The sequence below is a fragment of the Dyadobacter sp. UC 10 genome, assembly GCF_008369915.1.
GTDB lineage: Bacteria > Bacteroidota > Bacteroidia > Cytophagales > Spirosomataceae > Dyadobacter.
Genome location: NZ_VSRN01000001.1, coordinates 3,965,779 through 3,978,461, shown reverse-complemented (window position 1 = coordinate 3,978,461; position 12,683 = coordinate 3,965,779). Strand labels below are relative to the sequence as shown.

At 46.0% G+C, this 12,683-nt stretch carries 10 protein-coding genes; 9 read left to right on the top strand and 1 reads right to left on the bottom strand.

What is annotated here, in order from left to right; genetic code table 11:
* The first annotated feature begins 1 nt into the window (after position 1).
* The 7 genes from FXO21_RS16545 (at position 2) to FXO21_RS16515 (ending at position 6,137) form a co-directional block, all read left to right on the top strand.
* The gene (locus FXO21_RS16545) at positions 2 to 430 is read left to right on the top strand and encodes a helix-turn-helix domain-containing protein (RefSeq protein WP_149641114.1); all 429 of its coding nucleotides are present in this window, start codon (positions 2 to 4) and stop codon (positions 428 to 430) included.
* 86 nt (positions 431 to 516) lie between these two features.
* Complete coding sequence (locus FXO21_RS16540) at positions 517 to 3,492, top strand: glycoside hydrolase family 3 N-terminal domain-containing protein (RefSeq protein ID WP_149641113.1); 2,976 nt, start codon at positions 517 to 519, stop codon at positions 3,490 to 3,492.
* A 62-nt stretch (positions 3,493 to 3,554) separates the two neighbouring features.
* Positions 3,555 to 3,881, top strand: a complete 327-nt coding sequence (locus FXO21_RS16535) for a DUF721 domain-containing protein (protein WP_149641112.1) — start codon at positions 3,555 to 3,557, stop codon at positions 3,879 to 3,881.
* 33 nt (positions 3,882 to 3,914) lie between these two features.
* Positions 3,915 to 4,133, top strand: coding sequence for a DUF2683 family protein (locus FXO21_RS16530; protein ID WP_149641111.1), 219 nt, complete (start codon positions 3,915 to 3,917; stop codon positions 4,131 to 4,133).
* Positions 4,109 to 4,381, top strand: coding sequence for a Txe/YoeB family addiction module toxin (locus FXO21_RS16525; RefSeq protein ID WP_149641110.1), 273 nt, complete (start codon positions 4,109 to 4,111; stop codon positions 4,379 to 4,381). Before FXO21_RS16530 ends, FXO21_RS16525 begins: the two co-directional genes overlap by 25 nt.
* A 15-nt stretch (positions 4,382 to 4,396) precedes the next feature.
* The gene (locus FXO21_RS16520) at positions 4,397 to 5,332 is read left to right on the top strand and encodes a S66 peptidase family protein (protein ID WP_149641109.1); all 936 of its coding nucleotides are present in this window, start codon (positions 4,397 to 4,399) and stop codon (positions 5,330 to 5,332) included.
* A 4-nt stretch (positions 5,333 to 5,336) separates the two neighbouring features.
* Positions 5,337 to 6,137 (top strand): SDR family oxidoreductase, encoded by an 801-nt coding sequence (locus FXO21_RS16515; RefSeq protein ID WP_149641108.1) that lies wholly within the window; start codon positions 5,337 to 5,339, stop codon positions 6,135 to 6,137.
* Positions 6,138 to 6,143: 6 nt separating this feature from the next.
* Here the strand turns inward: FXO21_RS16515 and FXO21_RS16510 are convergent, their stop codons facing one another.
* Positions 6,144 to 7,460 carry an amidohydrolase gene (locus FXO21_RS16510; RefSeq protein ID WP_149641107.1) on the bottom strand — a complete coding sequence of 439 codons (1,317 nt, stop codon included), beginning with the start codon at positions 7,458 to 7,460 and terminating at the stop codon, positions 6,144 to 6,146.
* Positions 7,461 to 7,884: 424 nt separating this feature from the next.
* Between FXO21_RS16510 and FXO21_RS16505 the strand changes: the two genes are divergently transcribed.
* Positions 7,885 to 11,163 carry a SusC/RagA family TonB-linked outer membrane protein gene (locus tag FXO21_RS16505; protein ID WP_225865716.1) on the top strand — a complete coding sequence of 1,093 codons (3,279 nt, stop codon included), beginning with the start codon at positions 7,885 to 7,887 and terminating at the stop codon, positions 11,161 to 11,163.
* A 7-nt stretch (positions 11,164 to 11,170) separates the two neighbouring features.
* A complete protein-coding gene (locus FXO21_RS16500) occupies positions 11,171 to 12,634 on the top strand; it encodes a SusD/RagB family nutrient-binding outer membrane lipoprotein (RefSeq protein ID WP_149641106.1) in 1,464 nt (487 codons plus the stop codon).
* The last annotated feature ends 49 nt before the right edge of the window (positions 12,635 to 12,683 follow it).

The window sequence follows — 12,683 nt, the reverse complement described above, 5'->3', positions numbered from 1 at the left end:
AATGGCACATACTACTTCAAATCCAAAGATCCATGAAGGGCGCAATCTTAAACGTTTCCGCGAAATGCTAGGTATTAAGCAAGATGCCTTTGCATTTCAGCTCGGCGAAGATTGGAATCAGCAAAAAGTCTCACTTCTCGAACAAAAAGAAAAGATTGACGCCAACATTTTAAATGAGGTTGCCGCAGTTCTTAAAATACCTGCCGAGGCTATTCAACATTTTGAAGAAGAAAAGGCTATTAATATTATCACGAACACATTTAATAATCACGACCAGTCAAATGGGATGAATATCTACCCGACGTTCCATCAGCATCCTATTGATAAGATCATCCAATTTCATGAGGAAAAGATTGCATTGTATGAGCGAATGTTAAAGGAGAAAGATGAAATGATGGCAATGTTGAAGGAGGTGATTGAGAAGAAATAAAGAAGTCGCTTACCAACTTACATACTTGATAATACCCATAATAGCGTCAACAAAATTTAGAACATAGCATACATTAAATCCCTCTAATGAAATCCCTTCCATCTTTTTTTCTTTTCCTACTTTTAAACAGCTTTCTCGCGAATGCCCAGGTAAATACCTCTCCTGCATTCTTAAACAAAAGCCTTCCTGCCGAATCCCGGCAATGGGTTGATTCCGTTTTCGCTACATTAACTCCCGACGAGCGCATCGCGCAGCTGATTATGATACCGGCTGTTTCGGATGTAAAAAGGGCGCTCATAGATCCGAAAGCGAGTAGTCCGGCTCATGTTGAAAAGCTGATCCGTGAAAATAAAGTAGGCGGAATCGTTTTTTTCCAGGGCGGCCCGATGCCCCAGGCCAGACTGACGAATTTCTATCAATCCATTTCCAAAGTGCCTTTGCTGATTGCAATGGATGCTGAATTCGGTTTGGCGATGCGGATCGACAGCACCGTGCGCTATCCTTATCAAATGACGCTGGGCGCAATACAGGGAAACAACGACCTGATCTACGAAATGGGGGCACAGCTCGCCAGGCAGGCAAAAAGGCTCGGAATGCACATCAATTTTGCCCCGGTTGCAGACGTAAACAACAATCCTGATAACCCGGTGATCAGCTTCCGGTCTTTTGGTGAAAATAAATACAAAGTCGCTGACAAAGCGGTTGCTTACATGAGGGGAATGCAGGACAACGGGCTGCTAACCAGCGCGAAACACTTCCCCGGCCACGGCGATACCGGTACTGATTCGCACTACGACCTGCCACTGATCAAGCACGATGTTACCCGCATTGATTCGCTGGAAATGTATCCGTTCAAAGCATTGATCAGTAACGGAATCAGCGGGATTATGATCGCGCATTTGAGTATTCCTGCGTTGGACAAAACCCCTAACCTGCCTTCAACGCTCTCCAAACCGATTGTAACAGACATATTAAGGGACAAGCTCGGCTTCGACGGACTGATTTATTCGGACGCGATGAATATGAAGGGTGTAACCAAATATTTCCCCAACGGAAAAGCGGACGCGATGGGACTAGAGGCAGGAATGGACATTCTGGAATTCACCGAAGACCTGAACAAATCCATCACAGAAATCAAAAAAAGCATTGCCGAAGGTCGCATTACCCAGGCTGAGATCGATTTCCGCTGCAAAAAGGTATTGATGGCGAAAGCGTGGGCCGGATTAAACCGCTACAAGCCGGTCGACCTGAACAACTTATATGAAGATCTGAACCCAAAATCAGCTGAGCTGGTAAACAGGCTTTTGACAGAGAAGGCATTAACCGTTTTAAAGAACGAAAATAACATATTGCCGCTACGCGAACTGGATACTTTGAAAATAGCGTCTATCTCATTGGGCGCTGATACAATCACTACATTTCAGAAAACGCTCGGACTTTACACTTCGGTAGATCATTTTTTTCTTCCCGCAAAAGCAACGGACGCCCAGGTTGCAGCATTGAAGGCTAATCTTAAAAACTACAACCTTTTGCTGGTCGGCGTGCATTTGGGAAGTATCTCTCCCAGAACAAATTATGGGCTTACTGATCCGATGAATGCAGTTTTGCAGGATTTGATAGCGTCGAAAAAAGCGGTCGTTTCTGTCTTTGGCAATCCTTACGCATTGAATAAGATGACTAAGCCGGAACATGCAAAAGCATTGGTGATGGCTTATCAACTGACGCCTTATACACAGGACTTGTCGGCACAACTTATTTTTGGGGCGATACCAGCGAGCGGAAAGCTGCCAGTTACGGTGAATGCGCAGTTTCCTTACGAAACAGGTATTGAAACGCCGGCGATCGGTCGGTTGAAATATACCATTCCGGAAGAGCTGGGCATGGATTCGAAGGTTCTGACGCATAGAATCGACTCTATCGCCAATCTTGCCGTAACCCAAAAAGCAACTCCCGGGTGCGTGGTGCAGTTGGCAAAAGACGGAAAGGTATTTTTTAGAAAAGCTTACGGAAAACACACTTACGAAGGTAATGCGCCGGTAAAACTGAACGATCTGTACGATTTGGCCTCGGTGACCAAGATAACCGCTTCGACATTGGCATTAATGAGTTTGTGGGACCAGAAAAAGTTTGATCTGGACGCTACGATGAAGGATTACCTGCCCGATTTTGAAAAATCCAATAAAGCGGACCTGGACTGGCGGCACGTACTTACGCACAGTGCGCGGTTAAAAGCTTTTATTGTGCTGTGGAAAGAGGCACAAAAACCAGACGGCAGCTGGAAAAATAAGACATTCAGCACCAAACAATCCAGACGATACCCGACTTCCGTCGTGGGCGATAGTCTGTTCATTTTCAAAGACTACCCTGAAACCATATTCAAATCCATACGGGATTCGCCTTTGAATGAAAAAGAAGGATATGTATACAGCGACCTTTCTTTCATACTATATCCGCAGATCGTGAAAAGCTTGTCGGGAGAAAATTTTGAGGACTATCTTAAAAACCATTACTACCGAAAACTCGGCGCTAATACACTGACTTTCAACCCAAAAAGATTCTATAAACTCGAAGATATCGTTCCTACCGAGAAGGATACGTTTTTCAGAATGACGCAGCTGCATGGTCAGGTGCACGATGAGGCAGCTGCAATGCTGGGCGGATTGAGCGGGCATGCGGGTTTGTTTGGGGATGCGAATGATGTGATGAAAGTATGGCAAATGTATTTGCAGCAGGGCTATTATGGCGGACAGCAGCTTTTGAGTAAAGACGCATTGCTGGAATTCACGAGATATCAATACCCGGATCAGGGAAGCCGCCGTGGGATCGGCTTCGACAAGCCCTCATTCAAATATACCGGCAACGCACCGAAGTACGCCAGCCCGTCGAGTTTCGGGCACACAGGCTATACAGGGATAATGACCTGGGCAGATCCGGCCTGGAAGCTGAACTATGTATTTCTGTCCAACCGCGTGTACCCGACCCGGGAAAACAGCAAGATATCGACGCTCAATATACGTACTTCGATTATGGATGTGGTATACGAGGAGTTACTGAAAAAGTAGCGCAAATCGCTGCGGCGAACCTTATTATATGTCTACATTTGCAAAAATGACCTCACGCAATTATGGCACAACACTATCGGTTTGACAAAGAGAAAGCTTCTCGGCGGCCGGGCGTCACGCCGCTGAAAGATGCCATTGATCAGATGTTGGAAAAGTATAGGATCCGAACACGTTTTGATCAATCATACGTAGTCGCGCATTGGGATAAGATCATGGGTTCGGCGATTGCTACACGCACCAAAAAGGTATATATTCACGAGCGGACGCTGTTTTTGCAAATTGAATCGGCCCCGCTGAGAAACGAGCTTTTACGTGCAAAAAGCAAGATCATCGAGCTGATCAACCGGGAAATGAAGAGTGATCTGGTCGATGATGTGATTTTTATTTGAGGTACATTTGATGGAAACAAGACATTAAATAACATGGCCACACTAATAATCAACACTGAAAGTCAAGAAGTTATTGAAGCAGTAAAAAGCTTACTCAAGAAATTCAACGTATCCTATAATATCAGCGGGGAAAAAGCCTACGACCCGGAATTTGTCAAGAAGATCAAGCTCAGTGAGAAGCAGATCGACGAAGGCAAGGTCGTGACATACGAACCTGGCACTGATATATGGGATATCCTGAATACAAAATAGAATTTTCCGATAATGCTGCTGATGATTTGCGCTATTTCTTAAAATCAGGCCAGCTTGGTTTAATTAAGAAAATCAAAAACCTAATTGATTCAATTACGGAAAATCCCGCAAGTGGAATCGGAAAACCAGAGCTCTTAAAACACAATCTGGCAGGCTATTATTCCAGACGAATAGACCGCGAACACAGAATAATTTATAAGGTAGATCAACAAACAATTCGAATTCTTTCTTTGAGGGGACATTATTAATGTACCCTTTTATTTATGAATCAAATCAAACTTCCCCCTTTCCTAAAACCCGGCGATCAGATCGGGATTGTTGCCCCGGCTAGTGTCATTAAATATGAGGATATACTGGGGGGTATCGACATTTTTACAAACAAATGGGGATTGCGGGTAATAGAAGGCGACACATTAAGATCAGCCTTTAATCAGTTTTCGGCGAGCGACGAAATGCGGCTGGCAGATCTGCAGAGAATGCTGGATGATCCCTGCATCGATGCAATTATTGCTGCGCGCGGAGGCTACGGGTGCTCCCGCATTGTCGACCAACTTAACTTCGATCGGTTTCTGCAACATCCTAAATGGATTGTCGGATTTAGTGATCTGACCGTGTTGTTATCTCAGGTACTTCAACTGGGTTATGGCAGTCTGCACGCGCCAATGGCCAAATCCATTACAACTTACGGAGGTGAACTTGCGGAAGAATCGCTGCGGCAGCTCCTTTTTGGAGAAATGCCCGAGTACAAAGTCAATCCGCATGCATTGAACCGGAAGGGAGAAGCTACTGCAACTGTTGCGGGCGGAAACCTTTGCATTCTCAACCATCTGATCGGCTCCGAAACCGAAATCAACACAGACGGTACTATTCTTTTTATTGAAGATATCAGTGAATATCTGTACAATCTGGACAGAATGATGATTCAGATGAAACGTGCTGGCAAGCTTTCCAATCTGGCCGGACTTATCGTCGGACAGTTTACAGATATGAAAGATAACAAAGAGCCGACTTTCGGTAAGAATGCAAATGAAATCATTCATGAACATATTGCGGAATATGCATACCCGGTTTGTTTCGATTTTCCGGTAGGCCACGTGGGCGATAACCGGGCGATGGGAGTAGGAATGCAGGCAAAGTTTACGGTAACTTCTGAAAACGCCGCCCTTCAATTCCTGCCGGCTGTTCCCGCATTTATATAGATCAATGGAAAACTTCAAAAATAAGGTTGTGTGGATAACCGGTGCGAGTTCCGGAATCGGCGAGGCACTGGCTATTGCCTTCGCGCGGGAAGGCGCGAAGCTGGTATTAACAGCTCGCAGAAAAGAGGAGTTGGAAAGAGTGAAGCTGGCTACCGGCCTTCCTGATACGTCTGTGCTCGTATTACCGATGGATGTGACCGATCTGGAAATGGCAGGTCCGGCCGCGGAACAAGTCATTGCGCAGTTTCAGCGGATAGACATCATGGTGCACAATGCGGGCGTAAGTCAGCGCTCTTACATTAAAGACACTGATCTGGCGGTTTACCGGAATCTGATGGAAATTGATTTTTTCAGTACAGTAGCGCTGACGAAGGCGGTACTGCCATATATGACCAGACAAAAAAGCGGGCATTTCATTGTCATGAGCAGCGTCGCCGGGAAGATCGGTACGATAATGCGCTCGGGCTATAATGCTGCCAAACATGCCTTGCACGGATTTTACGATTCGCTGCGGGCTGAGGGTTATGTTGATAATATTAAAGTGACAACCGTTTGCCCGGGATATATACGTACCAATATTTCATTGAATGCATTGAATGAATCCGGTTCGAAATTTGGCAAAATGGATGCTAACCAGGCAAATGGAATTCCGGCAGAGGAATGTGCGCGACAGATTCTGAATGCGGTAAAAAAGGATAAAAAGGAAATCTATATCGGCGGATTCAAAGAGGTAGCCGCTATTTATCTGAAAAGGTTCTTCCCTACGCTGCTATTTGATCAGGTAAGGAAGAACATTCCTGAGTAGTCTGCATTATTTTTTTGGTTGTGCTTTGGCACCCTCCATATAATCCGTTGTGAGCCTGGCGAGTGACCTTACTCCCAGCACAAGGCTTCCTTCATCCAGGTAAAAGTCAGGCGTGTGATGCGGGGCAGCCTCTTCGGGATTTTTCCCTTTGGGCATTCCTCCCAGAAAGAAAAACAAACCAGGTACTTTTTGCTGAAAGTAGGAGAAATCCTCCGCGCCAGTCTTGGCAGGGATCAGACTGACGTTTTCTTTTCCGGCCACGTTTTGTAAAGTTCCGATCATCTTTTCAGTCAATGGAATGTCATTGACCGCTACCGGATAGAGAATATCAATTTTCACATCTGCTTTGGCTCCCGCGCTTTCTGCCACATTCGTAGCGATCTCATTGATCCGCTTGTGAACAAACTGGTGCATTCCCTCATCAAAGGTCCGTATTGTTCCCACCATTTTCACAGATTCCGGAATAATATTCTGTCTGATGCCACCATTGATCATGCCGATCGTAACTACTGCGGGGGCCTGCGTGAGGTTCAGGTTCCGGCTTACGATGGTTTGTAAAGAGTTGATGATCTGGGCAGAAGTGACAATAGGATCCACTCCGGACCAGGGGTAAGCTCCGTGTGTTTGCTTTCCGGTGACGTTGATCGTTAAAATGTCAACTGCCGCCATCGTCGGGCCTGGCTTGTATCCTATTTTGCCGACCTCAATTTTGGAATCGATATGCAGGCCAAAAACTGCATCCACCCTGGGATTTTCGAGCACGCCTTCTTTGATCATAAGCTCGGCGCCTCCTTCCTCTCCCTCCGGTGCCCCTTCTTCTGCCGGCTGGAATATGAATTTGACGGTACCCTGCAAATCACTTTTCATGGAAGACAGTACTTCCGCCACACCCATTAATATGGCCACGTGGGTATCGTGCCCGCAAGCATGCATTACACCCGTTTTTTGCCCGTTGAATTCGGCTGTAACAGTCGATTTGAACGGGACATCCACACGTTCTGTCACCGGCAAGGCGTCCATATCCGCGCGAAGCGCAACAACCGGCCCTGCCTTACCTCCTTTTAGTAAACCCACTACGCCCGTGTGAGCAACCCCGGTTTTCACTTCAATTCCTAATTGTTTGAGGTGGGCCGCGATCTTTTCGGCCGTCTTGAATTCCCGGTTACCCAGTTCCGGGTTTTGATGCAAATCGCGTCGCCAATCTGAAAGTTTCTTTTCGATTGACTGTGCCTTCTGATCAATTCGCGATACGAGCGCGGTTTGCGCGGCGGCGGCTTGCGCGAGAAACAGTGGTACTACCACCATTATTTTCTTTAAGAACATCAGGGTTTAAATTTTAAGTAAATATTAAAATAATACAATCGAAAAACGTGAATAAAAGTCAATAACAAAAACCACTGCTATTTAAAATTTGGCAAAATTCCTATTTAGAGGAATTCCATGAATCGGTACGTATATGAAAACCGTTTAATTATAAAAGTTAAAAGATGTTAAAGGTAATGATACGAAAAAGTTAACAAATGGAGGGTTATGTTAACAATTATATAACCATTGGTAGTTTTTCCCCGAAATTCAAACATTTACAAAATCGCTAAAAAAACCCGATATGAATTATAATATTTTCCAAAAACATAGCAGATACCAAACTATATTTTGGAAATTCGCAATAGAATCGTTGTAATGGTTAAACTAATAATTAATTTTGCAACATTGTGTTAACATAACAAAACTTATTCTTTAATCAGGTATGAGGAAGTTTCTATTATCATTACTGGGCTGCATGGTGCTTCTTAGCACGCAATTGTACGCACAGGATCGCGCAGTGACTGGCAAGGTCACAGCTGAGGACGGCTCCGTGCTGCCAGGTGTCAACATTTCTTTGAAAGGTACTACTCGTGGTACCACAACCGACACGCAGGGCGAGTATTCGATCTCAGCAGCGTCAGGCTCTACGTTAGTGTTCAGCTTTATCGGCTTTCAGTCCCAGGAAATCGAGATAGGCAGCCAAACTACGATCAATGTTTCTCTTAAGAATGATGTGAGCCAGCTGCAGGAAGTGGTTGTTACTGCCCTTGGTCAGGAGAGAAAAAGAAATGAACTGGTTTACGCTGCTCAGCAGGTCAATGCTGAACAAATCACACAGGCACGTAACCCGAGTGTAATGAATGCGCTTGCGGGTAAAGTAGCCGGTCTGGATATCAAGACAAACAACAACATGGGTGGATCGACCAGCGCGATCATTCGCGGTTACAAGTCCATTACAGGTAACAACCAGGCTTTGTGGGTAATTGATGGTGTGCCGGTTTCCAATGCCAACACCAACACATCCGACCAGCAGACAGGCCGTGCAGGAACTGACTACGGTAATGCCGCAGCAGATATTAACCCTGACAATATCGCTTCTGTAAACGTTTTGAAAGGTGCTGCTGCAACTGCATTGTACGGTTCACGCGCATCGAACGGTGTAATTTTGATCACAACCAAGCAAGGTCGTAAAAACAGTTTTGACGTAACAGTGAACAGCGGTGTGACCTGGGGCAAGATCGACAAATCTACGTTTGTAAAATACCAGAACGAATACGGCGCGGGTTACGATGGTGACGGCGCGAAAACGCGTTTCTACCGCGGTAACCTGGGATCTGGCGAAGGCAACATCACGCTTTTTGATGCAGATGCTTCTTTTGGCCCTAAATTCGATCCTTCCGTAATGGTTTATCAGTGGGATGCATTGGATCCAAGCTCACCTAATTACCAGAAAATGACCCCATGGGTTGCAGCGAAAAACGGCCCGGACAAATTTTATGAAACTGCTGTAAACTCAAACCAGAGCATCAGCATCACAGGTGGCGGTGAAAACACCACTTTCAAAGTTGGTTATACGCGGAATGATGAAAAAGGTGTGCTTCCAAATAGTAAGCTGAACAAAAACCTTTTCAACTTTTCAGCAAGCTTCGACCTGACCAAAAAACTGACGGTTCAGGCTAATGCCAACTACTCACAAATCAAAGGTCTCGGACGTTACGGAACAGGTTATGACGGCAAAAACCCTAACCAGCAGTTCAGACAGTGGTTCCAGACAAACGTTGATCTTTTGGAACAGAAAGATGCGTATTTCAGAAACGAGCAGAACGTAACCTGGAACTGGGCCAGCCCAACCAGACGTTTCGAAAACAACGGTCCTATTTATTCTGAAAACCCATATTACTCGCGCTACCAGAACTATTCGAACGACTCTCGTGATAACTTCTTCGGTTATGCACAAGCGATCTACAAAATCGCTCCGTGGGTTGACTTAACAGGACGTTTTGCATACAATGGAACGCAGGATTTTCAGGAAGAAAGAATTGCATTCAACAGTTCAAGCCCGGCGGAATACAGCCGCTACAACAGAGGTTTCAACGAAACTAACCTGGACGTAATCTTCAACTTCCGCAAAGCGATCACCAAAGACATCAACTTCTCCGGTTTGGCGGGAGGTAGCATGCGCAGATCGAAACTGAATGCAGTTAGGGCTATTACAAACGGTGGTATGGTTGTACCGGGGCTTTATTCCCTGCTGAACTCTATCAACCCGATTGAAGCTCCTTCTGAAACATATCAGCGCATTGGCGTAGACGGTCTTTATGCACAGGCATCGTTTGGTTACAAAGACCTTGTTAACCTTGACCTTACTGCAAGACAAGACAAATCGTCGACGCTGCCAAAAGACAACAATACTTACTTCTACCCTGCTGTTGGAGCTAACTTCAACTTCTCTAACCTTCCTGGCTTGAAAGCAAGCTGGCTGACAATGGGTAAACTGAGCGCCAACTACGCAGAAGTTGGTAACGATGCTCCCTGGGGAAGTACTTTGGATGTGTATGACAAACCGACTGGTCTTGGATCCATTCCTTACTTCACACTTCGTAACACAAAGAACAACCCAAATCTGAGATCAGAGCGTACAAAAAGCTATGAATTCGGACTGGAAACTGCTTTTCTTGAAGACCGTGTAGGTTTCAATTTCACTTACTACCGCTCACAGACGCTGGACCAGATCCTGCCTGTATCGATTTCTGCTGCAACCGGGTATTCTTTCAAGTATATCAACTCGGGTGAAGTGCAGAACAAGGGTATCGAGATCTCTGCCTACGTAACTCCGGTCAGAACTGCGGATTTCTCGTGGACTCTTACAGCAAACTTCGCGCGTAACCGTAACGAAGTGATCAGCCTGTATGAAGGTGTACAAAACGTACCTGTTGCCAACCTGCAAGGCGGTGTTTCTCTTAATGCTGCTGTTGGACAGCCATTTGGTGTTATCCGCGGTACAAACTTCGTATACCACAAAGACAATGGTCAGAAGGTAGTTCGTTCAAATGGTTTGTATCAGGCTACCCCAAGTTCTGCTGAAATTATCGGTAACCCGAATCCGGACTGGATCGGTGGTTTGAGCAACAGCTTGAAATACAAGACCATCTCTTTGAGCTTCCTGCTTGATATCCGCCACGGTGGAGATGTTTGGTCACTGGATCAGTGGTATGGTGAAGGAACAGGTCTTTATCCTGTAACTGCCGGTTTGAACGAATTGGGCAACCCAAAGAGAGACCCTGCGTACACTTACGATGCTGACGGTAAAAAACTGGGCTTGACCGACAAACCAGGCGGCGTGCTGTTCCCGGGTGTTAAAGCCGACGGAACTCCAAACGACGTTAGAGCTGAGAACTCAGATGGCAACGGAAACACTGCTTACGGGTACCCAGGTAACCCACCACGTGCGATGTATATCTATGACGCGAGCTACGTCAAACTGAGAGAGGTTGCGCTGACTTATTCACTGCCACAGGATTTTGTTTCCAAACTGCGCGCTTTCAAAGGAGTTGATGTTTCTCTGATAGGTCGTAACCTTTGGATCATCCACAAAAACATGAAATACCAGGATCCTGAAGAAGGTTTAGGTTCTGGATTGCTGAACGGCGCTGGTGGATACCAAAGTGGTGCATACCCTGCTGTGAGAAGTTATGGTTTCAATGTTAAATTCCGTTTCTAAAATATATATGAAAAGATTAATCATTTTCTTTCTCCCGATCCTGCTGATGACGGCCTGCGTCGACAGCCTGGACGATTACAATGTGGATGCAAAGCGTCCATCCGAAGTTCCGCCGGTAACTTTATTCTCAAATGCACTGAAAGGGCTTGCTGATACATTGACCAGCCCGAACGTAAACGTGAACAACTACCGCCTGTACGTTCAGCACTGGGCGACCACCACTTACCTCGATGAACCCCGCTACAATGTAACGGCGAGAACTGTTCCCCAGGCTTTCTGGCAGGGAATCTACAAAGGTGTCATCTCCGACCTGAACGAAGCCCGCAGGCTATTAAATGCGGACGAATTCATCGTTCCTGCCAACAAAACGGTACAACTTGCCCAGATCGAAGTAGTTGAGGTAATGGCATGGGCCACACTGGTCAATACTTTCGGAAATATTCCTTACACGGAAGCATTGAATACAGATAATGTACTTCCTAAGTACGACGACGCTAAAACTGTTTATGATGCACTGCTTGTGCGTCTGGATGCGGCTATTCCGGCATTCAGTACAACAGGGGTACCTTTTGAAAACGGAGATTTGCTTTACGAAGGCGACCTGGCACAGTGGGCTAAGTTTGCGAATTCGCTGAAACTTAAATTGGCGATGATCATTGCGGACAGTGATCCGGCGAAGGCCAAACAACTCGTTGCTGAAGCAGCGCCAAAAGTGTTTACTTCCAATAGTGACAATGCTGCTTTCCCTTATATCAGCACGCCTCCAAACTACAATGTGATCGCTCAAAACCTGAACCCGCTGTATTCCAGCCGTCAGGATTTTGTGGCAGCTTCTACCATCGTTAATCCTCTGAAAGATTTGAAAGACCCGAGGCTTCCTGCTTTCTTCACTACAAATGAAGATGACGTTTATGTAGGAGGAGCTTATGGATTTTCAAATACTTACTCTGCATTCTCTCACGTAGGTGACAACATCATCGAGCCAGATCTGGAAGGTTTGTTCCTGGATTACTCAGAAGTTGAGTTCCTGCTTGCGGAAGCTGTGGAAAGAGGTTTCATCGCCGGTTCAGCTGCCGACCACTACAATAAAGGTGTTGGCGCATCGATCGAATACTGGCTTCGCAATATCGACCAACCAGCTGCTACAATCACTGCGGCAACCGCAGCTTATCTTGCACAGCCAAAAGTTGCGTATACCACTGCATCGACCAACTGGAAAGAGAAAATCGGTTTCCAGAAATGGCTGGCACTTTACAACAGAGGCTGGGAATCGTGGGTTGAGTGGAGAAGATTGGATTTCCCGAAATTGCTTCCTCCAACAGGTGGTAATGCTCCTGCGGGACTTGCAATTCCTGTCCGCATGATCTACCCGATCAACGAACAAACGCTGAACGGTGCCAACCGTGAAGCTGCTGCAAGTGCAATCGGCGGCGACCTCGTGACTACCAAATTGTGGTGGGATAAATTTTAATCTCAGCAAATTCTTTCATGCAAAAAGGCGGGCTATGGTCCGCCTTTTT

Excerpts from the sequence above, each read along its gene's own strand:
- FXO21_RS16545 (WP_149641114.1), top strand. The coding sequence starts at position 2 with ATGGCACATACTACTTCAAATCCAAAGATCCATGAAGGGCGCAATCTT.
- FXO21_RS16540 (WP_149641113.1), top strand. The coding sequence starts at position 517 with ATGAAATCCCTTCCATCTTTTTTTCTTTTCCTACTTTTAAACAGCTTT.
- FXO21_RS16535 (WP_149641112.1), top strand. The coding sequence starts at position 3,555 with ATGGCACAACACTATCGGTTTGACAAAGAGAAAGCTTCTCGGCGGCCG.
- FXO21_RS16530 (WP_149641111.1), top strand. The coding sequence starts at position 3,915 with ATGGCCACACTAATAATCAACACTGAAAGTCAAGAAGTTATTGAAGCA.
- FXO21_RS16525 (WP_149641110.1), top strand. The coding sequence starts at position 4,109 with ATGGGATATCCTGAATACAAAATAGAATTTTCCGATAATGCTGCTGAT.
- FXO21_RS16520 (WP_149641109.1), top strand. The coding sequence starts at position 4,397 with ATGAATCAAATCAAACTTCCCCCTTTCCTAAAACCCGGCGATCAGATC.
- FXO21_RS16515 (WP_149641108.1), top strand. The coding sequence starts at position 5,337 with ATGGAAAACTTCAAAAATAAGGTTGTGTGGATAACCGGTGCGAGTTCC.
- FXO21_RS16510 (WP_149641107.1), bottom strand. The coding sequence starts at position 7,460 with ATGTTCTTAAAGAAAATAATGGTGGTAGTACCACTGTTTCTCGCGCAA.
- FXO21_RS16505 (WP_225865716.1), top strand. The coding sequence starts at position 7,885 with ATGAGGAAGTTTCTATTATCATTACTGGGCTGCATGGTGCTTCTTAGC.
- FXO21_RS16500 (WP_149641106.1), top strand. The coding sequence starts at position 11,171 with ATGAAAAGATTAATCATTTTCTTTCTCCCGATCCTGCTGATGACGGCC.